This is a genomic window from Nocardioides dongkuii (genome assembly GCF_014127485.1).
Lineage (GTDB): Bacteria > Actinomycetota > Actinomycetes > Propionibacteriales > Nocardioidaceae > Nocardioides > Nocardioides dongkuii.
On record NZ_CP059903.1, the window covers coordinates 589,752 to 615,367 of the forward strand.

The following is a 25,616-nucleotide window of genomic DNA, read 5'->3' on the forward strand; positions in this document are numbered from 1 at the left end:
CGATCACTGCTGCCCTTCGGCGTCCGGGCCCGGCATCGGGTAGCCGAAGGCCTCGTAGTCGGTGCGGTAGAAGTCGGTGAGGCGGGCGGTCAGGGCGGGGGAGACCTCGACGTCCGCGCTCGCCACCCCCGCACGCTGGGCGCTGTGGAAGGAGTGCGGGATCTCGCTGTCCAGGCCCAGCCCGAACCGCTCGTTGAGGTCGGCCACGACGGCCTCCATGCCGTCCTCGAGCCGGTAGACCTCCGCGCCGCGGACCCGGAACTCGCTCTGCGGCCGGAGGTGGTTGTCGAAGGCGTAGGCGTCGTCGCGGTAGCGGTCGAGAGCGCGGTCGGCCCACTGCTCCACCGAGGCGGCGTCGGTCCGCGGGTCGCGGGTGTTGCGCATGACGTACTCGGACCGGAAGCGCGCGACCGGGTCACGGGTCAGCAGGAACGTCGTCTCGAACCGCTCGGGGACGAACATCTCCTCGAGCACCGCGGCGTGGTAGTGCTGCGGGGAGCAGCGCAGGAACGGGAACACCTCGGGCTGGGTGCGGGCGGTGGCGCGGTAGCGCATCTTCCAGCCCGAGCGCGTGAACAGCCGCTCGATCGTGGTCCCGCCGGTCTTGGGGACGTGCACGAACAGGACGGCGCGGCCGTCGCGGAGGAAGATCGGCATCCGCGTCAGTCCGCCTTCCGAAGCTGTGGTGTCCCTCGCCGCACGGCTCCCGGCGGCGCGGCGCCTCAGACTACAACGGGGGGCGGGCAGCCACGCCGCGGGACATGAGGCGGGGCCGATATAGGGTCGGACCGCCCTTCCTGGCACCGGGCAGGGGACGAGGAGGTCACGGATCTGATGCGCTCGACGAGCACGGCGACGGCGCTGCCGGACGGGTCGGGACTGATCCACATCGGCATGCCCAAGACCGGCACCACGGCGCTCCAGGCGGCGCTGCACGCCGCCCGACCCCGGCTCGAGGAGCTCGGGGTGCACAACGTGGGCCGCGGCCGGCACGAGATGCGCACCGCGCTCACCGCGGCCGGCACGCTCGCGCCGTACTGGAACGACGGCTGGCAGCAGCGCTGGGAGCGGCTCGCCACGGAGTTCCGTACGTCGACCGCCCGCTGCACGCTGTGGTCGAGCGAGACGCTGACCCAGGCGAGCCCGGAGCGGATCCGGCACATCGCCGAGCAGCTCGGCCCGGACGTGCACGTCGTCCTCACGCTGCGGCCGCTCGCCCCGCTGCTCGCCTCGCAGTGGCAGGAGGTGCTCCGCCGGCGGGGCACCGACTCCCTCGACGCCTGGCTGCGCCGGCACTTCGCGGCGGTCGACCTCGACGGCACCGTGAACATCCCCTGGACCCGGGTCATGCCCGAGTTGCACCGGTTCAGCCTGCGCCGCGTGGTCGAGGAGTGGGGCGCGGTCTTCGGGGAGGACCGGCTGACCTTCGTGGTCGCCGACCCCCACGACCGCACCACGAACCTGCGCGCCTTCGAGGCGCTGACCGGCGTGCCCGAGGGCACCCTGGAGCTGCAGGACCTCGACAACGCCTCGCTGCCCTACCCCGAGGCCGAGATGCTGCGGTACTTCAACATCGCCTACACCGACCGCGGCGGCGACCACCCCACCTGGATGTTCACCGTGGGCCAGTCGGGCAAGGCCGGCCTGCGCCAGCTGACCGACCTCCCGCCGTACCCCATCCGGACGCCGCGCTGGGCGGCGGTGCGCGCCAACGAGTACACCCAGGGCTGGATCGAGGCGGTCGAGCGCTCCGACGCCACCGTCGTCGGCGACCTCGCCCACCTGCTGGTCGACCCCGAGGATTACCCGGAGGACGCGACGCCCCCGGACACGCTGAGCGTCGAGTCGGCCGGCCGGATCGCGGACGTCCTCTACCGCTCCGGCCTCGAGCACGGCGTCTCCGAGCCGGCGCCGGTGCCGGGCCTGGAGACCTACCCCGGCAAGGAGCTCGTGCGCGAGGTGGGCCGCCGGGCCCGCCGCCGGGTCCGCCGCCAGCTGGGACGACGCGGGTGAGGAGCCGGCTGCGCCGGGTCGTGGCCGCGGTGCCCGGCGCCCGTCGTACGGCGTCCTGGGGCCGCGGGGTCGTGGCCGACCGCCGGCGCCGACGCCGGTTGGCGGAGCTCGCCGGCCTGGTCGCCTCGCTCCGCGGCCGCGACGACGCCGACGTCGCGCTGCTCGGTCCCGCGGACCCCGCGCTCGTCGAGGCGGTCCGGGCGGCCTCCGTGCGCGCCCGGGTGACGGTGATCGACGAGGAGGGCGGCAAGCGGCACGTCCGGATGGCGGCGCTGGGCCCCTTCGACGTCGTCCTCGACTGCGACGTCCCCGACGAGCGGCGGCGCAGGTTCGAGACCGCCTTCTTCCACCTCCGGCCCGGAGCCGCGTACGTCGTGCCGGACGGCGCCCGGGAGCTCGGCCCCCAGCGCGGTCCGCTGGGCGAGCTGCTGGACCCCGCCGCGGGCGTCCCGGACGGGACGCGCCGCGAGCGGGCCCGCACGCGCCAGCTCCGCGAGGTGGTCGCGCGGCACGTCACCCACCGGGCGGTCGGCGACCACCTGGTGCTGGCGCACGACGTGCCCGACGTGCTGGTCAAGATGCGGGAGCCGGAGTTCAACGCCTACCTCCAGCAGGCCGACACCCCGCACCGGGTGCTGGAGCGGATCCCGGCCGAGACGCCCCCCGCGGCCCCGGCCGGCAGCGAGGGCCCCGTCCCGCGCCGGCCGCCCATGCAGCGTCCGATCACCCGGGCCGCGCTCAGCCTGCGCAGCTACCGCGACGTCGTCGTGGCGCCGCGCCAGGTGCTGGTCTCGGGGCGGGTGCTGCTCCCCGACACCTACCGGCACAACCAGTGGCCGGTCCTCGTGCACACCCAGCTGGAGGAGCTCGCGCCCCGCTTCGCCCGGCGCCGGGTCCCCCTCCCGGCCGACCCGCCCCGGCTGAGCGGCACCTACCTCCACCTCGACAACGAGTTCCGGGGGCACTTCGGGCACCTGCTGACCGAGAGCCTGTCCCGGGCCTGGAGCTGGCCCGAGGCGGTGCGGATCGACCCCGACGTCCGCGTGCTGGTCGGCAGCACCAGCAAGCGCCCGCGACCGCTGCCCTACGAGCTGGAGCTCTACGAGGCCTGCGGCATCCCGCGCGACCGGATCGACGTGATCGACGGCCCGGTGCGGGTCGAGCGGCTGATCTCGGGCAGCCCGATGTTCAGCCACCCCCAGTTCGTGCACCCGCGGATCGCGGAGACCTGGCGCGAGGTGGGCGACCGGCTCGCCGCGGGGGCCGAGGACCGCGCGTGGCCCCGCCGGTTCTTCGTCTCGCGCCGCAGCGACAAGCGCGCCTGCCGCAACGGCCCGGAGGTCGAGGCGCTCTTCGCCGAGCGCGGCTTCGAGGTCGTCTACCCCGAGGACTACTCGCTGGGGGAGCAGGTCCGGCTCTTCCGCGCCGCCGAGGCGATCGCCGGGTACGCCGGCAGCGGGCTGTTCCAGATCGCGTTCGTGACCGAGCCGACCCGGGTGATCATGATCGGCGCGGACACCTACAGCCCGCGCAACGAGTACCTCATGGCCGCGGTGCACGGCCACCGCATCGACGCGGTCATCTGCCGCTCGGAGGGCGGCGGCGTGCAGACGTCGTACTCCTACGACGAGGAGCGCGAGGGGCCCTACCTGCGCGGGCTGCTCGACGAGCTGCCCTGACGGGTGTCGGCCACGTCACAGGCGTGGCTGTTCCGGTGGGTCGGGCGGCGACGTAGCGTGGGCGCCGCAAGCAGGCATCCGCACAACCGTCCGGTACCCACCCCGGCCTCGCCGTCAGGCGAGGTGGTCGGAGGGACTGGAACGAAAGGTGTGAGCAGCATGGTCCAGCAGTCCGCGCCCTCCCGGCGCCACCCCGGCCACCGGTCCTCGCGCATCGGGGTCGTCGGCGCCGGCCGCGTCGGCGCCGTCCTGGCCGCCGCGCTCCGCGCCGCGGGTCACCAGGTGGTCGCCGCCGCCGGCGAGTCCGACGCATCGCGGGGACGCATCGACGCGCTGCTCCCGGGCGTGGCCCACGACAAGCCCACCGGCGTCGCCCGCGCCAGCGACGTGCTGCTGCTCACCGTGCCCGACGACATGCTCGAGAACGTCGTCACGATGCTGGCCGCGAGCGGCGCGCTGCGCCCCGGTCAGTACGTCGTGCACACCTCCGGCCGCCACGGGCTGGCGGTGCTCGAGCCCGCCCGCGCGGCCGGCGCCCGGGTCGTCGCGCTGCACCCCGCGATGACCTTCACCGGCACCGCCGTCGACCTCGACCGGCTGGCCGGGTGCGTCTTCGGCCTCACCGCCGGGGCCGGCGAGCGCGCCTTCGCGGAGGCCCTCGTCGCCGACCTCGGCGGTCGCCCGATGTGGGTCCCCGAGGAGATGCGCACGCTCTACCACGCGGGTCTCGCCCACGGCGCGAACCACCTGGTCACCCTGGTCACCGAGGCGATGGAGATGCTGACCGCCGCCGGGGCCGACGACTCCGCCGGGACCCTCCGCCCGCTGCTCACCGCCGCGCTCGACAACGCGCTCGAGCACGGCGACGCGGCGCTGACCGGCCCCATCGTCCGCGGCGACCTCGGCACCGTGCGCGCCCACCTCGACGACCTCGCCGCCAACGCGCCGCAGACGCTCGCGTCGTACGTCGCGATGGCGCGGGCCACCCTGGGTCGCGCGGTCACCGACGGCCGGCTCGTGCCGCTGCGTGCGCTGCGGATCCGCGAGGCCCTCGACGAGGCGCTCGCGGAGCTGCCCCCGACGGCCCCTGCGTCGGCCCCCGCGTCGGCCCCTGAGCAGCCGGACCGAGCGACCCGGTGAGCGGGACGCCCGCCCTCGCGCACACGCGCGAGGAGCTCGCCGGCCTGCTCGCCGCCGCCCGCGGGGCGCACCGACGGGTCGGCTTCGTGCCGACGATGGGCGCCCTCCACGAGGGCCACGCGAGCCTGATGGCGCGGGCTCGCGCGGAGGTCGGCGACGGCCCCGTCGTGGTGTCGGTCTTCGTCAACCCGCTCCAGTTCGGCGCGGGGGAGGACCTGGACCGCTACCCGCGCACCCTGGACGCCGACCTCGAGATCTGCGCCCGCGAGGGCGTCGACATCGTGCTGGCCCCCTCGGTGGAGGAGGTCTACCCGGGGTGGCCCGAGCAGCGCGAGCCCGAGGTCACGGTGGAGCCCGGCCCGCTGGCGACCGTCCTCGAGGGGCGGGTGCGCCCGGGCCACTTCCGCGGCGTGCTGGTCGTGGTGGCGAAGCTCTTCGGGCTGGTGCGTCCCGACGTCGCGGTGTTCGGCGAGAAGGACTACCAGCAGCTCGTCCTGGTGCGGCGGATGGTCACGGACCTGTGCATGGGCGTCGACGTGGTCGGCGCCGAGACCTGCCGCGAGCCCGACGGGCTGGCGCTGTCCAGCCGCAACCGCTACCTCGACGAGTCCCAGCGCCTGGAGGCGGTCTACCTCAGCCGGGCGCTCCGGGCGGCCCAGGAGACCGCCGGGTACGGCCCGGCCGTCGCGCTGGACTCGGCCCGGGCCGAGCTGCGGCAGGCCAAGGCGGTCGACCTCGACTACCTGGTGCTCACCACGCCCGACCTCCGCGAGCTGCCCGCCGTCGTGCCGGCGGGCACCGAGGCCCGGATCCTCGTCGCCGCCCGCCTCGGCACCACCCGCCTGATCGACAACCTGCCGCTGGTCCTCGGGACCGCCCGAGAGGAACGCTGATGCTGCGCACGATGATGACGAGCAAGATCCACCGGGCCACGGTCACCCAGGCCGACCTGCACTACGTCGGCTCGGTGACCGTCGACGAGGACCTCCTCGACGCCGCCGACCTGCTCCCGGGCGAGCTGGTGCACATCGTCGACATCACCAACGGCGCCCGGCTCGAGACCTACACGATCGCCGGCGAGCGCGGGTCGGGCGTGATCGGAATCAACGGCGCGGCCGCGCGGCTGGTCCACCCGGGCGACCTGGTCATCCTCATCGCCTACGGGCAGATGGAGACCGCCGAGGCGCGGGAGCACCGGCCGCACGTCGTCTTCGTCGACGCCGACAACCGGATCCTGGCCACCGGCTTCGACCCCGCGGAGGCCGTCGCGGGCTCCGGTCTGGTCCGGGGCGACCACGTGGCCGGACGGTAGCCTGCGCCCCATGCCTCCCACCGCGGTACGCCGAGTCCCGGGCCGGCTCACCGCCCCGGAGCCCGGCTGGACGACCCGCGCCGACGTCGTCGTCATCGGGTCCGGCATCGCCGGCCTGACCACCGCGCTGCGGCTGCGCAAGGCCCTGCCGCCCGGCGCCGGCCGCGTCCTGGTCGTGACCAAGGACGTGCTGGCCGCCGGCTCCACGCAGTGGGCGCAGGGCGGGATCGCGGCCGCGCTCGGCCCGGAGGACACCCCCGCCGAGCACGAGGTGGACACCCTCGTCGCGGGCGCCGGGGTGTGCGACCCCGAAGCCGTCCGGGTGCTGGTGACCGAGGGCCCCGAGGCGGTGCACGAGCTGATCGCGCTGGGGGCGGAGTTCGACCTCGGCTCCGACGGGCTGCTCTCGCTCACTCGCGAGGGCGGCCACCACCGCGACCGGATCGCGCACGCCGGCGGGGACGCGACCGGCGCCGAGATCCAGCGCGCCCTGATCGCCGCGGTCGAGCTCGCGCCCGAGATCGAGGTCGTCCAGCACGCCCTCGCCGTCGACCTGCTGCTCGACGGGCCCGCGGGTGCCGGGGGCGGCGTCGCGGGCGTGACCCTGCACGTGATGGGGGAGGGCCAGCGCGACGGCGTCGGCGCCGTCCACTGCCGCGCGGTGGTGCTCGCCAGCGGCGGGCTCGGCCAGGTGTTCTCCCAGACCACGAACCCCGCCGTGTCGACCGGCGACGGCATGGCGCTCGCGCTGCGCGCGGGGGCCACCCTGCGCGACCTCGAGTTCGTCCAGTTCCACCCCACGGTCATGTACCTCGGCGCCGACTCGGTGGGCCAGCAGCCGCTGATCTCCGAGGCGGTGCGCGGCGAGGGCGCGTTCCTCGTCGACGCGCTGCCCGAGGACGGCGGCCGGCGGATCATGACGGGCGTCCACGCGCTGGCCGACCTGGCCCCGCGCGACGTCGTCGCGAAGGCGATCATGCGCCGGATGATCGAGACCGGGCGCCCGCACATGTGGCTCGACGCCCGGCACCTGGGCGCGGAGTTCTGGGAGCGGCGGTTCCCGACCATCCTGGCCACCGCCCGCTCGCACGGGGTCGACCCGGTGACCGACCTGCTGCCCGTCGCCCCGGCCTGCCACTACGCCTCCGGCGGCGTCGCGACCGACCTGTGGGGGCGCACCGACGTCCCCGGCCTCTACGCCACCGGCGAGGCGGCCTGCTCCGGCGTCCACGGCGCCAACCGGCTCGCGTCGAACTCCCTGCTCGAGGGCCTGGTGTTCTCGCGCCGGATCGCCACGGTGCTGCCGGGCGAGCTCCGGCCGTGGGCCGACCCCGCGGTCGACGAGCGCCCGGCGGGACTCGTGTCCGGCTCGGTGCGCACCGAGCTGCAGGAGGTGATGAGCACGCGCGCCGGCGTGCTGCGCCACGCCCCCGGGCTCGCGGAGGCCGCGGACCGCCTCGACAAGCTCGCGGGCGTCGACGCCGAGCTGGTCGACGTCGCCTCGTGGGAGACCACCAACCTGCTGACGATCGGAGCCGCCATGGTCCAGGCCGCCGCCCTGCGCGAGGAGACCCGCGGGTCGCACTGGCGCGAGGACCACCCCGAGCGCGACGACGCGCGCTGGGCCGGGCACTTCGACGTCGCGGTGCGCGACGGCGTGACCGTCGTCGACTTCCTGGCCGCGCCGGCGACGGACGGCGCCGCGTGATCGCCCGGACGTCGTACGCCGACCTGCCGCGGCCCCTCGTCGAGGAGCTCTCGGAGGCGGGCCTGGACCCGCGCTCGGTCTACGAGATGGTCGTCGCCGCCTTCGAGGAGGACCTCCCCGACGGCGCCGCCGACGTCACCAGCGCCGCGCTGCCCCCGATGGGGCACGGCACCGGCGACCTGGCCGCCCGCGAGCCGGGGGTGGTCGCCGGTCTCGGGGTCGCCGAGCTCGCGTTCCGCTACGCGCTCGGCGACGACGTCGTGGTCTCCGACCGGCTGCCCGACGGCACCCGCGTGGCCGCCGGCGACGTCGTCATGCGGGTCACCGGGCCGCTCTCCGAGGTGCTCACCGCGGAGCGCACTGCGCTGAACTTCGCCTCCCACCTCTCCGGCGTCGCGACCGCGACCGCGCAGTGGGTCGCCGCGCTCGAGGGCACCGGCGCCCGGGTGCTCGACACCCGCAAGACGCTGCCGACCTACCGCGCGCTGCAGAAGTACGCCGTGCGCTGCGGCGGCGGGCTCAACCACCGGTTCAGCCTGGCCGACCGCGCGATGGTCAAGGACAACCACGTGGTCGCCGCGGGCGGGGTCGTCGAGGCGTACCGGGCGGTCCGTGCGGCCGCCCCCGACCTGCGGGTCGAGGTCGAGGTGACCGACCTCGACCAGCTGCGCGCGGTCCTCGACGCCGGCTGCACCGAGGTGCTGCTCGACAACATGCCGACGGAGACGATGGCCGAGGCGGTGCGGCTCACCGCCGGCCGCGCGACGCTCGAAGCGTCCGGCGGGCTGACGCTCGATCGGGCCCGCGAGGTCGCGGCCACCGGCGTCGACCTGATCTCGGTCGGCGCGCTCACCCACTCGGTCGACGTCTTCGACCTCGGCCTCGACCTGCACGAGGGGTAGCCGTGGCCCTGCTCGCCGCCGACATCGGCAACAGCCACACGGTGCTGGGCCTGCTCGAGGACGGGCAGGTCGAGGCCGACTGGCGGGTGGGCACCGACGAGCGGCGCACCTCCGACGAATGGGCGGCGCTGCTGCGCGGACTGCTCGGCGAGAGGCTCGCCGACGTCGACGGGATCGCGGTGTGTGCCACCGTGCCTGCGGTCCTGCACGAGTGGCGCGACATGCTCACCCGCTATTTCCCCGATTGCCCCACCGTCGTGGTGGAGCCGGGTGTGCGCACCGGCATCCCGGTCCTGATGGACAATCCCCGGGAGGTAGGGTCGGACCGCATCATCAATGCGCTCGCCGCCGCTGCACAATTCGGCGGACCGGCCATCGTCGTCGACTTCGGCGGCACGGCCACGACGTTCGACGTGGTCAGCGAGAAAGGCCAGTACGTCGGCGGGGCGATCTCGCCCGGCCTCGAGATCTCGCTCGAGGCGCTGGGCCGCCGTGGCGCGCAGCTGCGCAAGGTGGAGCTGGTCCGGCCCCGCGCGGTGATCGCCAAGAACACCGTCGAGGCGCTGCAGTCGGGCCTGCTCTTCGGGGGCGCCAGCCTGGTCGAGGGAATTGTCGCGCGGATGATCGCCGAGCTCGGGGTGCCCCGCGAGGACGTGCGCGTCGTCGCCACCGGATATCTCGCCCCGCTGCTGCTCGAGGAATGTGGATGTTTCACCGACCACGATCCGTGGTTGACGCTGCGCGGACTCGCACAGGTATTCGACCGCAACTCCTGATCCCCAATTCTCGGTATCAACTCGGGGAATATTCGGAAGTTGCGCACGGGATGCCCCCGGTGGCATGCTTACTAATCGATATCCGTAATTCTGGATGTCACTCTCGGGATAAATGAAAGGTAAAACTCATGGCGCAGAAGATCCACATCGTCCTGGAGGACGACCTCGACGGCAGCGAGGCGATCGAGACGGTTTCCTTCGGCCTCGACGGCACGTCGTACGAGATCGACCTGAACGAGCAGCACGCGACCGCCCTCCGTGACGCGCTGGCCGGCTACATCGGCCACGCCCGCAAGGTCGGCAGCGCCCCCCGGCGCGGCCGCAAGTCCTCCGCGTCGTCCTCCGCCGCCACCGACGGTCCGAGCGCGCGGGAGATCCGCGACTGGGCCCGCCAGAACGGCCACGACGTCCCCGATCGCGGCCGCGTGTCCGCCGAGGTGCGCGAGGCGTACGACGCCGCACACTGACCCTCGCCCCACGTTCGGGGGAGCGCGAATCTCCCTCGGGCGAGGGTGGTGGCTCCGGTGAGCGCGGCACGAGGATCCTCGGCATGGAGACCCTGAGCGGCGCGCTGCGCGAGACCCCCGCCCGCTTCCTGGTGCTGGCAGCGGCCGGCTCGCTCTCGATCGTCGGGTCCTGGCAGGCGATGAGGTGGTGGGACCCCTTCCTCACCCACCGCTCGATCCTGGCCGAGGGATGGGGATCCGCGGCCGCGTCCGGGGTGCTCCTCCTCTGCGCCGCCGGGCCCCTGGTGGCCCTGGTCCGCCCGCTGGTCGCCGGCGGCCTGGTCATGACGGCGATGCTCGTCGCCGTCGTCGGCGCTCGCCACGAGTGGCCGATCCACGTCTTCGTCTCCCTCCTGGTCTGCGCGATGGTGACCGCCTGGCGCTCGCGCCGCGCCGCGTGGGGCCTGGGGATCGCGGCGCTCCTGCCCGTGGCGTCCTACGCCTTCCTCGGCACCACGATCGTGCTGCCGTACCAGACCTCCGTCACCGCGATCGGGGATCGGCTGCTTCAGCTGGGCGCGTACGCCGGGGTGGTCGCCCTCGCGCTGGGGCTCGCGCTCTGGCTGCGCAGGTCCGCGCTGACGGCCCGTCGGACCGCCGGCCTCGAGGCGCGGGCTGCCGAGGTCGAGCAGCAGTCGGCGGTCGTCGAGGAGCGCGCCCGGCTGGCGCGCGACCTGCACGACGTCGTCGCCCACCACGTCTCCCTGATCGCCGTCCGGGCCGAGACCGCGCCGTACACCGTGCCGGACCTGAGCGCCGCCGGCCGCACGCTCGTCGCGGAGATCGCCGAGGACTCCCGGCGCGCCCTCGAGGAGCTGCGCGGGGTGCTGGGGATCCTGCGGCGCTCGGTCGAGGACCCCGAGCGCGTGCCGCAGCCGACCGCGGCCGACATCGCCACCCTCGTCAAACGGGCGCGCACCGCGGGCGAGAGCGTCGCCTGGGAGCCGGCCGACCTCTCCGGCGTCTCGCCGCCGGCCGGGTACGTCGCGTTCCGCGTCGTCCAGGAGGCGCTGACGAACGCCCGCCGGCACGCCCCGGGGGAGCCGGTGCGGGTGGAGACGGTCCCGGACGCCACCGGGGGCGTCGTCGTCCGGGTCGGCAACGCGACGACGGACCCGGGCGACGCCGAGGGCCGCGGGCTGACCGGGATGCGGGAGCGGGTCGAGGCGCTCGGAGGCGTGCTGGCCGTGCGCCGCGACGGCGGCGAGCTCGCGGTCGAGGCCACCGTCCCGGGGACGGCCCGGTGACCCTCACGGTGGTGGTCGCCGACGACCAGCCTGCGATCTGCGCCGGCTTCGCCGCCCTGCTCGACGCCCAGGACGGGTTGCGGGTGGTCGGGACGGCGGCGGACGGTGCCGGGCTGGTCGACCTGGTCGCGGCGACGCGGCCCGACGTCGCGCTCGTCGACGTCAGGATGCCCGTGATGGACGGCATCGAGGCGACCCGGCGGATCGCGGCGGCGCCGGGGACCTCGGGCACGCGGGTGCTCGTGCTGACCACCTTCGACGTCGACGAGTACGTCTTCGAGGCGCTCCGGGCGGGGGCCAGCGGCTTCCTGCTCAAGGACGTCACCGGCGAGCGGCTGGTCGAGGCGGTCCGGATGGTCGCGGAGGGCGCGATGCTGCTCGGCCCCCACGTGACCCGCCGCCTGGTCGAGGACTTCGCCCGCGCCCCGGCCGCGCGGACCGCCGCGGCCGACCTCACGGCGTACGGCCTCACGACGCGGGAGCAGGAGGTCCTCGGGCACCTGGCCCGCGGCCGCTCGAACGCGGAGGTCGCGGCGGATCTCGTGGTGTCGGTCGAGACGGTCAAGAGCCACGTCGGCGAGGTGCTGCGCAAGCTCGGGCTGCGCGACCGGGTGCAGGCCGTGGTGTTCGCGCACGAGAACGGCCTCGGCTCGCGTGTTCGCTGAGAGCGGATGCCCGTGGGGACCCATCGGGGAACGCGTAGGCTGTCGACGGGGTTAGATCACGCAGTCACCTGCCCGCTACCGAGCCGGACAGGTCCCCCGGATGCCTCAGGAGCGATACGCATGTTCGAGCGGTTCACCGACCGAGCCCGACGAGTTGTCGTGCTGGCCCAGGAAGAGGCCCGCATGCTCTCCCACAACTACATCGGCACCGAGCACATCCTGCTCGGGCTGATCCACGAGGGCGAGGGCGTTGCCGCCAAGGCCCTCGAGAGCCTCGACATCTCCCTGGAGGCCGTGCGCGCCCAGGTCGAGGAGATCATCGGCCAGGGCCAGCAGGCCCCCAGCGGCCACATCCCGTTCACCCCGCGCGCCAAGAAGGTGCTCGAGCTGTCCCTGCGCGAGGCGCTGCAGCTCGGTCACTCCTACATCGGCACCGAGCACATCCTGCTCGGCCTGATCCGCGAGGGCGAGGGCGTCGCCGCCCAGGTCCTGCAGAAGCTCGGCGCCGACCTGAACCGGGTCCGCCAGCAGGTCATCCAGCTGCTCTCCGGCTTCCAGGGCAAGGAGTCCGCGCAGTCGGCGGCCGCCGCGACCGGCGGCGGCGACGCGCCGTCGTCCTCGCTGGTGCTCGACCAGTTCGGCCGCAACCTGACCCAGGACGCCCGCGAGGGCAAGCTGGACCCGGTCATCGGGCGCGAGCAGGAGATCGAGCGGGTCATGCAGATCCTGTCCCGCCGCACGAAGAACAACCCCGTGCTGATCGGCGAGCCCGGCGTCGGCAAGACCACGATCGTCGAGGGCCTGGCCCAGGACATCGTCAAGGGCAACGTGCCCGAGACGCTCAAGGACAAGCAGATCTACACCCTCGACCTCGGCGCGCTGGTGGCCGGCAGCCGCTACCGCGGTGACTTCGAGGAGCGGCTGAAGAAGGTCCTCAAGGAGATCCGCACCCGCGGCGACATCGTGCTGTTCATCGACGAGATCCACACCCTCGTCGGCGCCGGCGCGGCCGAGGGCGCGATCGACGCCGCCAGCATCCTCAAGCCGATGCTGGCCCGCGGCGAGCTCCAGACCATCGGCGCGACCACCCTCGACGAGTACCGCAAGTACCTCGAGAAGGACGCCGCCCTCGAGCGGCGCTTCCAGCCGATCCAGGTCGCCGAGCCCTCCATCGCGCACACGATCGAGATGCTCAAGGGCCTGCGCGACCGTTACGAGGCACACCACCGCGTGACGATCACCGACGAGGCGCTCGTGAGCGCTGCGACGCTGGCCGACCGCTACATCTCCGACCGGTTCCTCCCCGACAAGGCGATCGACCTCATCGACGAGGCCGGCTCGCGGCTGCGCATCCGCCGGATGACCGCCCCCGCCGACCTGCGCGAGTACGACGACAAGATCGCCGACGTCCGCCAGCGCAAGGAGGCGGCGATCGACGGGCAGGACTTCGAGGCCGCGGCCCGCCTGCGCGACGAGGAGAAGCAGCTGATCCTCAAGAAGTCCGAGCGCGAGAAGCAGTGGCGCGCGGGCGACATGGACGAGGTCGCGGAGGTCGACGAGGAGCTGATCGCCGAGGTGCTCGCCGTGGCGACCGGCATCCCGATCGTGAAGCTCTCCGAGGAGGAGTCCACCCGGCTGCTCAAGATGGAGGACGAGCTGCACAAGCGGGTCATCGGCCAGGACGAGGCCGTCAAGGCGCTCTCCCGGGCGATCCGGCGTACCCGCGCCGGCCTCAAGGACCCCAAGCGTCCCGGCGGCTCGTTCATCTTCGCCGGCCCGTCCGGTGTCGGTAAGACCTGGCTGTCCAAGACGCTCGCCGAGTTCCTCTTCGGCGACGAGGACTCGCTGATCCAGCTCGACATGAGCGAGTTCGGCGAGAAGCACACGATCTCGCGGCTCTTCGGCTCGCCTCCCGGCTACGTCGGCTACGAGGAGGGCGGCCAGCTCACCGAGAAGGTGCGGCGCAAGCCGTTCTCGGTCGTGCTCTTCGACGAGGTCGAGAAGGCGCACCCCGACATCTTCAACAGCCTGCTGCAGATCCTGGAGGAAGGTCGCCTGACCGACTCCCAGGGCCGGGTGGTCGACTTCAAGAACACCGTCATCATCATGACCACCAACCTCGGCACCCGCGACATCAACAAGTCGGTCAACCTGGGCTTCCAGCAGTCCGGCGACGCCGCGGGCTCCTACGAGCGGATGAAGGGCAAGGTCTCCGACGAGCTCAAGCAGCACTTCCGGCCGGAGTTCCTCAACCGTGTCGACGAGATCGTCGTCTTCCCGCCGCTCTCCCGGGCGCAGATCGTCCAGATGGTCGACAACATGGTGGCCTCGGTGGAGCTGCGGATGCGCGACCGCGACATGCGGCTCGAGCTCACGCAGCCGGCCAAGGACCTGCTGGCCGAGCGCGGCTTCGACCCGGTCCTCGGGGCCCGGCCGCTGCGGCGCACGATCCAGCGCGAGATCGAGGACGCGCTCGCCGAGAAGATGCTCTTCGGCGAGGTCGGTCCCGGCATGATCGTGCTGGTCGACGTCGAGGGCGAGGGGCCGACCGCGACCTTCACCTTCGAGGGCCAGAAGGTCGGCGAGCTGCCCGACCTCCCGCCGTTCGAGACGGCGTCGGTCGAGCTCGGCGAGGGTCTGACCGAGGCCCTCGACGAGGGCGAGGAGCCCCGGCCGACCGACGTGCCGAAGTCCGGCAACGACGGCTGACCGTCCACCCGGAGCTGAACCCGAGCTGAACCCGAACCGGCCCGGCCGCCTCGTGCGGCCGGGCCGGTTCGTCGTCCGGGGCCGGCGTCAGGGGAGCGCGTAGGTCGCGGGTCCGGTCCCGACGACGAGCCCGTCCTCGACGAGGCTGTCCAGGCAGCGCGCCCGCTGCGCCGCGTCCGCCCACACCGCCTCCAGGCTGCTCCGGTGCACCGCGCCCGGGCTGTCGCGGAGCACCGCCAGCAGCCGGCCCCGGCACTGGCGGTCGGTGCCGGCCCAGGCCTGCGTCTTCCGCGCCGGCCCGTCGTACGCCGGGTAGCCGGCCGCGCGCCAGGCGCACAGGTCGGCGACCGGGCAGGCCTCGCACCGCGGCCGGGCCGCCGTGCAGACCAGCGCGCCGAGCTCCATCACGGCGATCGACCAGGTGGCGGCGGTCGGCTCGTCCTCGGGCAGGAGGCCGACCGCGACCTCGCGCTCGGTGCGCGTGACCGAGGGCGCGGGCAGCGCCACCCCGCCCACGGCGCGGGCCAGCACCCGGCGCACGTTGGTGTCCAGCACGGCGTGGCGCTGCCCGAACGCGAAGGTGGCGACCGCGGCCGCGGTGTAGTCGCCCACGCCCGGGAGCGCGCGCAGCGCGGCGTACGACGAGGGCACCTCGCCGTCGTGGTCGGCGAGGATCGCGGCGGCCGCGGCGTGCAGCCGCAGCGCGCGACGGGGGTAGCCGAGCCGGCCCCAGGCCCGCACCGCCTCGCCGGCCGGCTCGGCCGCGAGCGCGGCGGGCGTCGGCCACCGCTCCAGCCAGGCCTCGTGGACGGGGAGCACCCGGGCGACCGGGGTCTGCTGGAGCATCAGCTCCGAGACCAGCACCGACCACGGGGTGGCGCTCGGCCCGCGCCACGGGAGCTCGCGGGCGTGGACGTCGTACCACCGCAGCAGGGGGTCGTGGAGCGCGCTCATCGCCGCTCATCCTGCCTCTCGTGCGGGAGCGTCGGTGTGGCACCCCGGACTGCGGGGCCGCCGTCGATACGGTGGCCGGCATGACTGCGACGCGGCGACCGCTGACCCGGGGGCCGTTGCCCGCCGGGGTGTACTGGCGCCGACGCCTGCTCGTCCTGGGCGTCGCGCTGCTCCTGGTCCTCGGCCTCGGCCGGCTGCTCGGCGGCGGCAGCGACGGCTCCTCCGAGGGGGACGACTCCGCGCGGCTCTCCGGCGCGGCCGCGTCGCCGTCCGGGTCGGCCGACGACGCCTCGCCGACGTCCTCCGCCGGGCCGCGGCCCGACGCCCGCCCCCGCAAGGAGCGGAGGACCCCGGCGGCGCCGACCAGCACCGTCCCGGTGCCCGCCGTGCCCGACGGCCCGTGCGTCGACAGCGACATCTCGGTGACCCCGTCGGTGACCGAGGCGGTCGCGGGTCAAGGGGTGGTCTTCGCCCTCGAGCTGCGCACGATCACCGACGACGCCTGCACCTGGAAGGTCTCGCCGCGCTCGCTGACCCTCAAGGTCACCTCGGGCACCGACGACATCTGGTCGACCCGGGAGTGCCCGCGGCCGGTGCCCGACCAGGACGTCACCGTCCGGCGGGAGATCCCGACGACGCTGGTCGTGGAGTGGAACGCCCGTCGCTCCGACGAGGAGTGCTCGGGCCTGACCGACTGGGCGATGCTCGGCTGGTACCACGTCTCGGCCGCCGCGCTCGGTGGTGAGCCCGCCGAGGTGCAGTTCGAGCTGGTCCGCGCGACGGACGAGGTCACCGTCGCCCCGGAGCCGAAGTCGGACGAGCAGGACGACCCGGAGAAGAAGAAGAAGAACAAGAAGAAGAAGGACCGCGAGCAGGACGGCGCGAAGCAGAAGCAGAAGCAGCGGCCGTCGGCCGAGCCGTCCGGCGCGGTGGAGCCGGATCAGACGTAGCGCTCGAGGATCGTCGACTCGGCCAGCCGGGAGAGGCCCTCGCGCACGCTGCGGGCGCGCAGCTCGCCGACGCCCTCGACGGCCTGGAGGTCGTCGATGCCGGCCGAGAGCAGCTTCTGCAGCGTCCCGAAGTGGTCGACGAGCCGGTCGACCACGGAGCCCGGGAGCCGCGGCACCTTGGCGAGCAGCCGGTAGCCGCGCGGGGCGACGGCCCCGTCGAGGTGTTCGCCGTTGCCGAGGCCGAGGACCCGCGCCGCGGACGCCGGGTCGACCAGCTCGGTGGCCGAGAGCGCCTCGAGCCTGCCGAGCAGCTCCTCGGGGCTGCGGGAGCGCCGCCCGGAGGGCAGGTAGTCGCGGATGACCAGCTCGCGCTCGGCGTCCACGCCGGTGACCAGCTCCTCGAGCTGGAGGGTGAGCAGCCGGCCGTCGGTGCCGAGCTCGAGGACGTAGTCCTCGATCTCGCGGGCGATGCGGGTGACCATCTCGAGACGCTGGGCCACGACCGCGACGTCGCGCACCGTGACCAGGTCCTCGATCTCCAGCGCGGAGAGGGTGCTGGAGACCTCGTCGAGGCGCAGCTTGTACCGCTCCAGGGTCGCCAGCGCCTGGTTGGCGCGGGAGAGGATCTGGCCGGAGTCCTCGAGCACGTGGCGGGTCTCCCCGACGTACGCCGCGATGATCTGCATCGACTGGGACACCGAGATGACCGGGAAGCCGGTCTGCCGGGCGACCCGGTCGGCGGTGCGGTGCCGGGTGCCGGTCTCCTCCGACGGGATGGTGTGGTCGGGCATCAGGTGGACCGCGGCGCGGATGATCCGCGTGAGGTCCTTGTCGATGATGATCCCGCCGTCCATCTTGGCCAGCTCGCGCAGCCCGGTGGCGGTGAACGGCACGTCGAGCACGAAGCCGCCGGTGGAGATGGACTCGACGGTCTTGTCGTTGCCGAGGACGATCAGCGCGCCGGTGCGGCCGCGCAGGATCCGCTCGAGCCCGTCGCGCATCGCGGTGCCGGGTGCGATCGAGGCGAGGGTCTCCCGGAGGCGCAGTACCTCGTCCGAGCGGTCGGTGGCCACCAGCCGGGTCCCTTCGTCAACGTCGCGGCCCCTCCGCCGCTGGCCAGGAGTCTAGTGGCACGGCTCGGCGTCGGGGGTCACTCGGCGACGTCGCGGAGCGGCGCGCTGCGCTCGCCGGTCAGCCGGAGCAGGCGGAGCGCCGAGGCGACGTCCGGGACCTCGACCACACGCATGCCGTCGACGAAGCGCGGCTCGCGGCGCTGGGCGGCCCAGGCGGGGGTGCGGCTGCCGGGCCCCGCGGGCACGACGGCGACCTGGAAGCCCAGCCGGGCGGCCTCGGCGAGGCGCTGGGGCAGGTCGCGGACCCGGCGCAGCTCGCCGGCCAGGCCGATCTCGCCCATCGCCACCACGCCGCGCGGCGGGATGGCGCCGGTGCTGGCGGAGGCGAGCGCCACGGCGACCGCGAGGTCGACCGCGGGCTCGCCGAGGCGGGCGCCACCGACCGTGGAGGCGAAGACGTCCTGGTTGTGCAGGCGGATGCCGCAGTGCTGCTGGAGGACGGCCAGCACCATCGCCATCCGGGACCCGTCCAGGCCCGAGGTCGTCCGCCGGGGACGCTCGAGCGCGGACGTGGTCACCAGCGCCTGCACCTCGGCGAGCAGCGGGCGGCGCCCCTCCATGGTGACGGCCACGCAGCTGCCGGGAACCTGGGCGTGGTGGTTCTCGACGAAGAGACCGGTGGGGTCGGCGACCGCGGTGATGCCCTCGGGGGAGAGGTCGAAGCAGCCGACCTCGTCGACGGGGCCGAAGCGGTTCTTCATCGCGCGCAGCATCCGGAACCGGGAGCTGCCCTCGCCCTCGAACTGCAGCACCACGTCGACGAGGTGCTCGAGCACGCGCGGGCCCGCGATCGAGCCGTCCTTGGTGACGTGGCCGACGAGGACCGTGGTGATGTTGCGGGTCTTCGCGACCCGCACCAGCGCGGCCGCGACCTCCTTGACCTGGGTGACGCCGCCCGGGACTCCCTCGGTGCCGGAGGCGCCGATGGTCTGGACCGAGTCGACGACCAGCAGGGTGGGGCGTACCTGCTCGATGTGGGTGAGCACGGCGCCGAGGTCCGTCTCGGCGGCGAGGTAGAGCTCGTCGTGCACGCCGCCGGTGCGGTCGGCCCGCAGCCGCACCTGGGAGGCCGACTCCTCGCCGGTGACGTAGAGCGTGCGCTGGCCCGAGCGGGCGGTCTGGGCGGCCACCTCGAGCAGCAGGGTGCTCTTGCCGACGCCGGGCTCGCCGGCGAGCAGGATCGCGGCGCCGGGCACCAGCCCGCCGCCGAGCACCCGGTCGAGCTCGGCGACACCGCTGAGCCGGAAGGCGGCGTCCTCCACCGAGACCTGGCCGATCGGCACCGCCGGGGTGGTGACGGGCGCGGCCGCCGTGCGCCCCGAGGGGGCGGCGGCCTCGGCCACCGAGCCCCACGCCTGGCACTCCCCGCAGCGGCCGACCCACTTGCCGGTCTCCCAGCCGCACTCGGCGCAGCGGTAGGCGGGGCGGGGCGGCTTCGCTGCGGTCTTGGCCATGCCCGCAACCTAGGCGACCCCGCCGACAACCGGTGGCAGCCCACCCCGCGGGGTGAACGGCGGACGGCGGCGTCCGGTAGGCGGGCGATCGCTCGACGCCGTCGTTATGCTGCCGGTTGGATCGATCAAGTCCGCGCCGGACGGGGGAAGGAGGGCGAGATGGCCAGGAGCCCGGGACGGGTCGCGTCGGCGGCCCCGACCCTCGCCGACGTCGCCGACCTCGCGGGGGTCTCGCGCCAGACCGTGTCGAACGCGGTCAACAACCCCGACCTGCTGCGCGCCGACACCCTGCTGCGGGTGCAGGAGGCGATCACCTCCCTCGGGTACCTGCCCAACCGGGCGGCCCGCAACCTGCGCACCCGCGCCTCGCACCTGATCGGGTTGCGGATCATGCCGGTCCAGGAGGGCAACGCGAACGCCACCATGGACCGGTTCGTGCACTCGCTGGTCGACACCTCGCGCGAGGCCGGCTACCACGTGCTGCTGTTCGCCGGCGACCCCGACGAGCCCCTCACGGGGTACGACGACCTGCTCCGCTCGACCGCCGTCGACGCGTTCGTGGTGACCGACACCTACCTCGGCAACCCCCAGGCGACCTGGCTGCAGTCGCGCCGCGCGCCGTTCGTCGCGTTCGGCCGCCCGTGGGCCGACCCGGAGGCCACCCACCCCTGGGTCGACGTGGACGGCGCCGCCGGCTGCGACCTGGCGACCTCCCACCTGCTGGACCGCGGGCACGAGCGGGTCGCCTGGATCGGCTGGCGCAAGGACTCCTTCATCGGCGAGGACCGCCGCTCCGGCTGGGGCCGCGCGATGCGCGCCCGCGGCCTCCCGACCACCGGCCTCGCCTCCCGCGTCGAGGACTCGGTCGCCTCCGGCCGGGGCGCCAGCGCCGTGCTGCTCGACGAGGCCCGGCCCACGGCGTTCGTCTGCGCCAGCGACACCCTGGCCATGGGCGTGCTGCACACGCTCGCCGAGCGGGGCCTGGTCGCCGGCCGCGACATCGCCGTCGTCGGCTTCGACGACTCCCAGGTCGCCCAGGTCGTCCCGGCCGGCCTCACCTCCGTGCGGCAGCCGCTCGAGGACGTCGCCATCGAGATCGTGACCGCGCTGGAGGGGCTGCTCGGCCACCCGCCCACCGCCCACGCCGGGGTGCTGCTCGAGCCGACGCTCACCGTGCGCGGGTCGAGCTGACCCAGCAGTCGACTCAGAAGTCCTTGGACCACAGGTTGACGGCGTAGTCGACCTCGGTGCCCTCGTGGGTCGCGAGCACGTCGTCGGCGACCTGGGGCACCAGCTCGATGCGGACGACGGCCTCGAGGTCCGCGCGCGACGTGAACGACCAGCGCACGTCGACCGGCGTACGCCGCCAGTCGCGCGCCGTCCAGAAGCGCTCGACGGCGTCCGGGTCCACCTCGGGGTAGCTGCGCCGGAACCAGCCGCCGAACGTGGAGCGCGTCGGGTCGTTGTCGATCACGAACGCCGTGCCGCCGCGGCGTACCACCCGGTCCAGCTCGGCGAGCCCCGGCTCGCAGCCGGGCCCGAAGAAGTACGCCCAGCGGGCGTGCACGACGTCGACGGAGCGGTCGGGGAGCGGCAGCGCCTGGGCGGTGCCCTGCTCGACCCGGACGGCGGCGAGCCGGCGGGTACGGCGGCGCGCGATCGCGGCCAGGTCCGGGTGCGGCTCGACGCCGACCACCGAGGCGGCGGTCTGCGCGAACCGCGGCAGGTGGAAGCCGGTCCCGCACCCGACGTCGAGCACGTCCCGACCGGCCCAGGTCGCCTGCGCGGCCATCGCGGCCTCGAGCAGGCCGTCGGGGTCGACGGCGCGGTTCTCGATCTCGTACGTCGCGGGGTGGTGCCAGATGTTGGGGCTGGGCCGCGCCCCGGCGAGCGGGCTGCTCATCGGACCGCGGAGCCGCTCAGATGCGGACCAGGCCGTGCGGGGTCTGCACCTTGGCGGCGATGACGCCGGGGGTGCCGTGCGGTGCGACCCAGTCGACCTTGACGTCCTCGAGCGGCGCCTCGACGGTCTCGCCGAGCCACTCGCTCACCCGCAGCGGGTCGCCGGCGATCTCCAGGGAGGCCAGCGAGTACTCGCCGTCGGCCCCGGCGCTCGGGTGCAGGGCGGGCGGGACCTCCCACTCGACGAAGAACGGGAGCTGCGGGTCGGCGATCAGGCCGTTGACGCCGATCTGCTTCCAGCGCAGCTCGGTGCCGTCGGGGCGGTGCCGGTTGCCCTGGGCCGCCTCCCGGCCCAGGCGGGTCTCGACGGCGGAGATGTCGGGCACGGCGACGACCCAGCCGAGCCACCCGCCGCCGAGGGCGGAGCGGGCGCGGACGGCCTGGCCGAACGGCGCCTTGTCGGAGGCCGGGTGGTCGAGCACCTCGACGATCTCCAGGTAGGTGCCGCCGGCGAGCGGCATCGTCATGTTGCGGGTGCCGAAGCGAGGATGCACCCCACCGTCGACGAAGGGGCGACCGAGCAGGGCCCCGATGCGCTGGGCCGTGCCGGCGAGTCCGTCCGGTCCAGCTGCGTACGAGAGGTGATCCAAGCGCATAGCAGAGATTGTGGGCGAGCCGCTCGGGCCTCCCCACAGCGGGGTCGGGATCTCTTGACGTCGAGAGGTCGTGTCGAAGATCTCACCCCGGCCTACCGGCGCCTCGCGTAGCGGACGTCGCCGTTCGGAAGTCGCTCCGCGGACCACGCGGCGTCGTGGGCCCGGTGGTGGTGGAGGTGGCAGAGGAGGGTGCCGTTGGCCAGGTCGGTGGCCCCGCCGGCCGCCCAGGCCACCCAGTGGTGGGCCTCGGCCCAGGTGCCGGGGATGTCGCAGCCCTCCGCGCGGCAGGTGCGGTCGCGCAGCAGGAGCGCCCGACGCTGGGCGGCGGTGTAGAGACGTCGGCGGCGGCCGAGGTCGAGGACCTCGGAGGCGCCGCCGAGCACGGCGGGGACGAGGTGGGCGTTGCACGCGAGCCGGCGGGCCTCGCCGGCGCTGATCGTGCCGCCGCCGACGATCTCGGCCACCCCGAGGTCCTTCGTCAGCTGGTCGAGGTGCGCGACGACGAACATGGTGGTGGCGTCGCCGCCGTGGAGCGGCAGTCGGCGGGGGTCGATGGTCTCGAGGAGCTGCACGAACGCCTGGCCGAGCCGTCGGGAGTAGGACCCGACTCCGGCGGTGGCTGTCCCTCCGGTGTCCTTGCGAGGGTTGGTGAAGGACTCGAGGTAGGTCGCCAACCGGTGTGCGGCGGCGTCGGGGAGGAGCCCGGAGATCCGGGTGGTGCCGTCGCCCCGCCGGCGGAGGCTGAGCTTGGTGCGCTCGCGGGCAGTGCGCTCGGCGTCCTCGAGGAGTCGGGCCTCGTGCTCGTCGGCGGCGTCGGGGTCGACGCAGGCGAGGATCCGGCGGCCGAGGCGGCGCAGGTCGCCGGGCGCGTGGTGGGCGGCGTACCCGACCAGGGCCTCCTCGGCCCGGGCGCGGAGCTCGGCGCCGAGGTCGGCGGGCAGCTCGGCGAGCGCGTGCGCGATCACGCGGGCCTGCGCGAGCGAGACGCTGCCCTCGCGCAGGCCCGCGGCCAGGTGCGGGTGCTCGCGGTCGAGGGCGGTCGCCAGCCGGGCGTCCGCCCGGGACGCCGCCGTGTCCTGCCGGGTCCGGTGGGCGACCCAAGCGGCGACGTCGCGGGTGCCGGTCTCCTCGGCCACGTCGTCCGCTGCGGTGACCCGCAGCCGCAGCTCGGCGACCTGGGACTCCAGGGCGGTCAGCTCGACGAGCGCCTGCGCCTTCTGCCCGGTGGTCATGAAGACCGGGTTGGCGTCCGCGACGTCCTTCAGGGCCTCGCGGGTGGCCGCGACGAACCCCAGCACCGGGTGGGTGTCAGGGGTGCGGGTGTCCATCGAGCCTCCACCGGAGATCAGAGTGATCACGGATGGGCGCTCATCGGGTCCCGGGTGGCTGCCTGGCTGCGGCGAGGTTCCTGCTCGATGCGTCCCGCACGCCCTTCGACGTCCCGAGGAACTGCCACCTCGGGCGTGCACTCCTATTCGAACACACGTTCGAACGGGTGTCAATCCCTCGACCGGGTCGAATCCGGCGAGCTCAGCGGCCTACCTGTCGGTGTCGTCCGTCGGCGAGAGCCGGGCCCGGCTCACGAGCGCCCCGGCGACGTACGCGACGGCCAGGAGCGGGATGACGTAGGGCAGGAGGCTCAGCACGGCCACGAGGTAGCCGTCGTCATCACCTGGGTCGGCGTCGTGTGGACGGGGGTACCAGGTGTCGTCGTCCGCGGTGTGCAGGAAGACGGCCGACGCCAGAGCAGTGAGCAGGCAGAGGACGAGAACGTGCAGCGCGATCGTGACGGCTCTCCGCATGGCAGCAGCATGGCGGTGGCGGAGCGGTCGGCGGGGCGGGATGCGCCGAATGGTTCAGGGACCCGGCACGGCCGCGCCGTCACGCTGCGCAACGAGGCACTGACCTGCCTCGACCGCCGCGCCGAAGGCTGCGCAGCTCCCGTGGTGGCGGGGCTCCATCTCCGTGATGCCGGGGAACTGGAACGCGTGCCGTCGGAGGACGGTCCAGAGGTGCTGGGACTGAGCGCTCGTGCTCGACCCGACGCCGTCGAGGTCGAGGTCGATGACGGCCCGGGTGCCGACGATGCTCGTGGACCTCAGCGTCCCCGGTCCCGCGAACGTCGTGCAGCCGCTCTTCTCCTCCCGGCGAGGACCGGCGAAGTACGCCCTCAGGGCCACGTCCAACCGGGTCGCGAGGGACTCCGCCGCTCCGGCGGGACGCGAGAACGCGGAGTAGGGGCCGACGGGAGAGCCGCACGCGAAGAAGACCAGCACCTCGCCGTCGTCGGGTGTCGCCGCGACCTCGCGCGCCGGTGCGCACGGTGGGGTCCGCGCCGGCTCGGGCGACCGGGACTCGCGTGGCCGGGGGAAGGGTTCGGCATCCTCGGTCGCGGACCCGCAGCCCACAGCGAGTGCCGCGAGCACCGCCGTGAGCAGGACGGGATGACGCGGGGAGCGGGACACAGTTGCCTCCAGCGAGTGGTCGTCGAGACATCCGTGTGACGCCCTGGGACCCGGAGGAGTTGTCCACACGACCCCCCGGCAGTCCCTACGATGCGGGGGCATGAGCCGACCGCTGCGCGTCGCAGCCGCCCTGGTGGCACTGGCGGTGCTGCTCTCGGGACCTGCGAGCAGCGCCGGACCGAGGCTCCTCGACGTGGGCCGCGGCGGCGACGGGCACGTGGTGGTGGGGACCGGTCCCGGACCGCATGCAGCGACCTTCTACGCCGCCGACGTCTGCCTCCGGCGCCCCGGAGTCGCCCGGATCACGGACGTCCGTCTCAGGAACCCGGTCGGGGGTGCTCAGGTCACGGACTACACGGTCGTGCGCGGGTGGGACGGGATGCCGCTCGCCACGGCCAAGCCTCTGCGGAAGGTGCGCTCGCTCCACGGGACCCGTCGGGTCAAGGGCCGGTGCGGCCGCCGGGACCACGCCTTCTGGGTCCTCTACGTGGAGGTCACCAAGCCGGCGGAGTCGCCGGCAGCGGGTGGAGACGGCCTGCGCATCAGCTACCGCGACGGCGAGCGCACACGGGTCGCCAGGACCCGGTGGGGCTTCTACCTCTGCGAGGACGTACGCCGCGAGGAGTGCACGGACGCGACGGGCTGAGCCGGCTCAGTGCGGGTCGGCCGGGTGCAGCGCCAGCGTCGAGCGCGAGCGCAGGTGCGCCTCGCAGTGCCGCGCCAGCTCGTCGTACGCCGGCCGGCCCATCAGCTCGATCAGCTCGGGCGCGGAGGTGACGTAGAGCGGCTCCAGGGCGACGTGCGCCTCGGTGTTGCCGGTGCAGTACCAGTCGAGGTCGTGGCCGCCGGGACCCCAGCCGCGGCGGTCGTACTCCGCGATCGAGACCTCGGTGTACGTCGTGCCGTCCTGGCGGGTCACGTCGCGGAAGGTGCGTCGGATCGGCAGCTGCCAGCACACGTCCGGCTTGGTCTCGAGCGGGTGCTTGTCGAGCACGTACGCGAGGGCGTGCAGCGCGCAGCCGGCGCCGCCCCCGCCGCCCGGCGGCGCGAAGCCCGGGCGGTTCTGGAAGACGCAGGCCTGCTGGCCGTCGACCACGATCGTGAGCGTCTTGCGCTCGCCCTCGTCGTCGACCTCGACCCAGTCCTCGGTGGTGACCTCCCGGCCCCGGGGGCCGTGCTGCCAGAGGTTCTCGTCGAGCATGCCGACGAAGCCTGCGACCCGTTGCTCGTCCGCGTCGTCGGCGAAGTGCGCGCCGAGCGTGCAGCAGCCGACGTCGGGGGCGTCGGCGTAGATCCCGGCGCAGCCCTGCCCGAAGATGCAGGTGTAGCTCGACGTGAGCCAGGTGAGGTCGCAGCGCATCACCTCGTCCTCGTCGGCGGGGTTCACGAACTCCACCCAGGCGCGCGGGAACACCAAGTCGACCTCGGGCACCCTGTCAGCGTAC

General features: G+C 74.1%; 25 protein-coding genes. 15 read left to right on the plus strand and 10 right to left on the minus strand.

Annotated elements, in window-relative coordinates:
- Positions 1-3 precede the first annotated feature (3 nt).
- Positions 4-657, minus strand: coding sequence for a sulfotransferase family 2 domain-containing protein (locus H4O22_RS02705; protein ID WP_182525555.1), 654 nt, complete (start codon positions 655-657; stop codon positions 4-6).
- A gap of 177 nt (positions 658-834) precedes the next feature.
- Between H4O22_RS02705 and H4O22_RS02710 the strand changes: the two genes are divergently transcribed.
- From H4O22_RS02710 to H4O22_RS02765, 12 genes are all read left to right on the plus strand, one after another.
- Positions 835-2,013: a hypothetical protein gene (locus H4O22_RS02710; RefSeq protein WP_182525556.1), complete on the plus strand. Its 1,179-nt coding sequence runs from the start codon at positions 835-837 to the stop codon at positions 2,011-2,013.
- Positions 2,010-3,692 (plus strand): glycosyltransferase family 61 protein, encoded by a 1,683-nt coding sequence (locus H4O22_RS02715; protein WP_182525557.1) that lies wholly within the window; start codon positions 2,010-2,012, stop codon positions 3,690-3,692. Before H4O22_RS02710 ends, H4O22_RS02715 begins: the two co-directional genes overlap by 4 nt.
- A 159-nt stretch (positions 3,693-3,851) precedes the next feature.
- Positions 3,852-4,832, plus strand: a complete 981-nt coding sequence (locus H4O22_RS02720) for a Rossmann-like and DUF2520 domain-containing protein (RefSeq protein ID WP_182525558.1) — start codon at positions 3,852-3,854, stop codon at positions 4,830-4,832.
- On the plus strand, positions 4,829-5,725 hold the full coding sequence (gene panC, locus H4O22_RS02725; protein ID WP_182525559.1) for a pantoate--beta-alanine ligase: 897 nt from the start codon (positions 4,829-4,831) through the stop codon (positions 5,723-5,725). The genes H4O22_RS02720 and panC overlap by 4 nt, the downstream gene beginning before the upstream one ends.
- Positions 5,725-6,144 carry an aspartate 1-decarboxylase gene (panD, locus tag H4O22_RS02730; RefSeq protein WP_182525560.1) on the plus strand — a complete coding sequence of 140 codons (420 nt, stop codon included), beginning with the start codon at positions 5,725-5,727 and terminating at the stop codon, positions 6,142-6,144. Before panC ends, panD begins: the two co-directional genes overlap by 1 nt.
- 10 nt (positions 6,145-6,154) lie before the next feature.
- Positions 6,155-7,852 carry an L-aspartate oxidase gene (locus H4O22_RS02735; RefSeq protein WP_182525561.1) on the plus strand — a complete coding sequence of 566 codons (1,698 nt, stop codon included), beginning with the start codon at positions 6,155-6,157 and terminating at the stop codon, positions 7,850-7,852.
- Positions 7,849-8,754, plus strand: coding sequence for a carboxylating nicotinate-nucleotide diphosphorylase (gene nadC, locus H4O22_RS02740; protein WP_244963083.1), 906 nt, complete (start codon positions 7,849-7,851; stop codon positions 8,752-8,754). Before H4O22_RS02735 ends, nadC begins: the two co-directional genes overlap by 4 nt.
- A 2-nt stretch (positions 8,755-8,756) precedes the next feature.
- On the plus strand, positions 8,757-9,530 hold the full coding sequence (locus H4O22_RS02745; protein WP_182525562.1) for a type III pantothenate kinase: 774 nt from the start codon (positions 8,757-8,759) through the stop codon (positions 9,528-9,530).
- Between the two features lie 128 nt (positions 9,531-9,658).
- Positions 9,659-9,997: a histone-like nucleoid-structuring protein Lsr2 gene (locus tag H4O22_RS02750; RefSeq protein ID WP_182525563.1), complete on the plus strand. Its 339-nt coding sequence runs from the start codon at positions 9,659-9,661 to the stop codon at positions 9,995-9,997.
- Positions 9,998-10,080: 83 nt separating this feature from the next.
- Positions 10,081-11,283: a sensor histidine kinase gene (locus tag H4O22_RS02755; protein WP_182525564.1), complete on the plus strand. Its 1,203-nt coding sequence runs from the start codon at positions 10,081-10,083 to the stop codon at positions 11,281-11,283.
- Positions 11,280-11,948: a response regulator gene (locus tag H4O22_RS02760; protein WP_182525565.1), complete on the plus strand. Its 669-nt coding sequence runs from the start codon at positions 11,280-11,282 to the stop codon at positions 11,946-11,948. Before H4O22_RS02755 ends, H4O22_RS02760 begins: the two co-directional genes overlap by 4 nt.
- A gap of 120 nt (positions 11,949-12,068) precedes the next feature.
- Positions 12,069-14,657 carry an ATP-dependent Clp protease ATP-binding subunit gene (locus H4O22_RS02765; protein WP_220451267.1) on the plus strand — a complete coding sequence of 863 codons (2,589 nt, stop codon included), beginning with the start codon at positions 12,069-12,071 and terminating at the stop codon, positions 14,655-14,657.
- 87 nt (positions 14,658-14,744) lie between these two features.
- On the opposite strand, the gene H4O22_RS02770 is transcribed toward H4O22_RS02765, so the two are convergent.
- Complete coding sequence (locus H4O22_RS02770; protein ID WP_182525566.1) at positions 14,745-15,611, minus strand: HhH-GPD family protein; 867 nt, start codon at positions 15,609-15,611, stop codon at positions 14,745-14,747.
- An 80-nt stretch (positions 15,612-15,691) separates the two neighbouring features.
- Here H4O22_RS02770 and H4O22_RS02775 point away from each other — a divergent pair, with 80 nt between their 5' ends.
- Positions 15,692-16,561: a hypothetical protein gene (locus H4O22_RS02775; RefSeq protein WP_182525567.1), complete on the plus strand. Its 870-nt coding sequence runs from the start codon at positions 15,692-15,694 to the stop codon at positions 16,559-16,561.
- Here the strand turns inward: H4O22_RS02775 and disA are convergent.
- Both disA and radA read right to left on the minus strand, forming a co-directional pair.
- On the minus strand, positions 16,552-17,634 hold the full coding sequence (gene disA, locus H4O22_RS02780) for a DNA integrity scanning diadenylate cyclase DisA (RefSeq protein WP_182525568.1): 1,083 nt from the start codon (positions 17,632-17,634) through the stop codon (positions 16,552-16,554). The genes H4O22_RS02775 and disA overlap by 10 nt on opposite strands.
- A 77-nt stretch (positions 17,635-17,711) precedes the next feature.
- Positions 17,712-19,148: a DNA repair protein RadA gene (gene radA, locus H4O22_RS02785; protein ID WP_182525569.1), complete on the minus strand. Its 1,437-nt coding sequence runs from the start codon at positions 19,146-19,148 to the stop codon at positions 17,712-17,714.
- A 159-nt stretch (positions 19,149-19,307) separates the two neighbouring features.
- Here radA and H4O22_RS02790 point away from each other — a divergent pair, with 159 nt between their 5' ends.
- A complete protein-coding gene (locus H4O22_RS02790; RefSeq protein WP_182525570.1) occupies positions 19,308-20,339 on the plus strand; it encodes a LacI family DNA-binding transcriptional regulator in 1,032 nt (343 codons plus the stop codon).
- Between the two features lie 13 nt (positions 20,340-20,352).
- Here H4O22_RS02790 and H4O22_RS02795 read toward each other — a convergent pair whose 3' ends face one another.
- From H4O22_RS02795 to H4O22_RS02815, 5 genes are all read right to left on the minus strand, one after another.
- Positions 20,353-21,051, minus strand: coding sequence for a class I SAM-dependent methyltransferase (locus H4O22_RS02795; protein ID WP_182525571.1), 699 nt, complete (start codon positions 21,049-21,051; stop codon positions 20,353-20,355).
- 16 nt (positions 21,052-21,067) lie between these two features.
- On the minus strand, positions 21,068-21,706 hold the full coding sequence (locus H4O22_RS02800) for a VOC family protein (RefSeq protein WP_182525572.1): 639 nt from the start codon (positions 21,704-21,706) through the stop codon (positions 21,068-21,070).
- A gap of 92 nt (positions 21,707-21,798) precedes the next feature.
- Entirely contained in the window at positions 21,799-23,064 is a 1,266-nt protein-coding gene (locus tag H4O22_RS02805; RefSeq protein ID WP_182525573.1) for an HNH endonuclease signature motif containing protein, read from the minus strand.
- A gap of 180 nt (positions 23,065-23,244) precedes the next feature.
- Positions 23,245-23,508, minus strand: coding sequence for a hypothetical protein (locus tag H4O22_RS02810; protein ID WP_182525574.1), 264 nt, complete (start codon positions 23,506-23,508; stop codon positions 23,245-23,247).
- Between the two features lie 54 nt (positions 23,509-23,562).
- Positions 23,563-23,982: a hypothetical protein gene (locus H4O22_RS02815; protein WP_182525575.1), complete on the minus strand. Its 420-nt coding sequence runs from the start codon at positions 23,980-23,982 to the stop codon at positions 23,563-23,565.
- A 289-nt stretch (positions 23,983-24,271) separates the two neighbouring features.
- On the opposite strand from H4O22_RS02815, the gene H4O22_RS02820 reads away from it, so the two are divergent.
- Positions 24,272-24,817 (plus strand): hypothetical protein, encoded by a 546-nt coding sequence (locus H4O22_RS02820; protein ID WP_182525576.1) that lies wholly within the window; start codon positions 24,272-24,274, stop codon positions 24,815-24,817.
- Positions 24,818-24,823: 6 nt separating this feature from the next.
- On the opposite strand, the gene H4O22_RS02825 is transcribed toward H4O22_RS02820, so the two are convergent.
- Complete coding sequence (locus H4O22_RS02825) at positions 24,824-25,603, minus strand: DUF3109 family protein (RefSeq protein WP_182525577.1); 780 nt, start codon at positions 25,601-25,603, stop codon at positions 24,824-24,826.
- Between the last annotated feature and the right edge of the window lie 13 nt (positions 25,604-25,616).

What these genes read in the sequence shown, in the direction of transcription:
- H4O22_RS02820 (WP_182525576.1), top strand. Translation starts at nt 24,272, where the DNA reads ATGAGCCGACCGCTGCGCGTCGCAGCCGCCCTGGTGGCACTGGCGGTG.
- H4O22_RS02705 (WP_182525555.1), bottom strand. Translation starts at nt 657, where the DNA reads ATGCCGATCTTCCTCCGCGACGGCCGCGCCGTCCTGTTCGTGCACGTC.
- H4O22_RS02755 (WP_182525564.1), top strand. Translation starts at nt 10,081, where the DNA reads ATGGAGACCCTGAGCGGCGCGCTGCGCGAGACCCCCGCCCGCTTCCTG.
- H4O22_RS02735 (WP_182525561.1), top strand. Translation starts at nt 6,155, where the DNA reads ATGCCTCCCACCGCGGTACGCCGAGTCCCGGGCCGGCTCACCGCCCCG.
- H4O22_RS02810 (WP_182525574.1), bottom strand. Translation starts at nt 23,508, where the DNA reads ATGCGGAGAGCCGTCACGATCGCGCTGCACGTTCTCGTCCTCTGCCTG.
- H4O22_RS02800 (WP_182525572.1), bottom strand. Translation starts at nt 21,706, where the DNA reads ATGCGCTTGGATCACCTCTCGTACGCAGCTGGACCGGACGGACTCGCC.
- H4O22_RS02710 (WP_182525556.1), top strand. Translation starts at nt 835, where the DNA reads ATGCGCTCGACGAGCACGGCGACGGCGCTGCCGGACGGGTCGGGACTG.
- radA (WP_182525569.1), bottom strand. Translation starts at nt 19,148, where the DNA reads ATGGCCAAGACCGCAGCGAAGCCGCCCCGCCCCGCCTACCGCTGCGCC.
- H4O22_RS02770 (WP_182525566.1), bottom strand. Translation starts at nt 15,611, where the DNA reads ATGAGCGCGCTCCACGACCCCCTGCTGCGGTGGTACGACGTCCACGCC.
- H4O22_RS02750 (WP_182525563.1), top strand. Translation starts at nt 9,659, where the DNA reads ATGGCGCAGAAGATCCACATCGTCCTGGAGGACGACCTCGACGGCAGC.
- H4O22_RS02720 (WP_182525558.1), top strand. Translation starts at nt 3,852, where the DNA reads ATGGTCCAGCAGTCCGCGCCCTCCCGGCGCCACCCCGGCCACCGGTCC.
- H4O22_RS02765 (WP_220451267.1), top strand. Translation starts at nt 12,069, where the DNA reads ATGTTCGAGCGGTTCACCGACCGAGCCCGACGAGTTGTCGTGCTGGCC.
- panD (WP_182525560.1), top strand. Translation starts at nt 5,725, where the DNA reads ATGCTGCGCACGATGATGACGAGCAAGATCCACCGGGCCACGGTCACC.
- H4O22_RS02775 (WP_182525567.1), top strand. Translation starts at nt 15,692, where the DNA reads ATGACTGCGACGCGGCGACCGCTGACCCGGGGGCCGTTGCCCGCCGGG.
- H4O22_RS02790 (WP_182525570.1), top strand. Translation starts at nt 19,308, where the DNA reads ATGGCCAGGAGCCCGGGACGGGTCGCGTCGGCGGCCCCGACCCTCGCC.
- H4O22_RS02795 (WP_182525571.1), bottom strand. Translation starts at nt 21,051, where the DNA reads ATGAGCAGCCCGCTCGCCGGGGCGCGGCCCAGCCCCAACATCTGGCAC.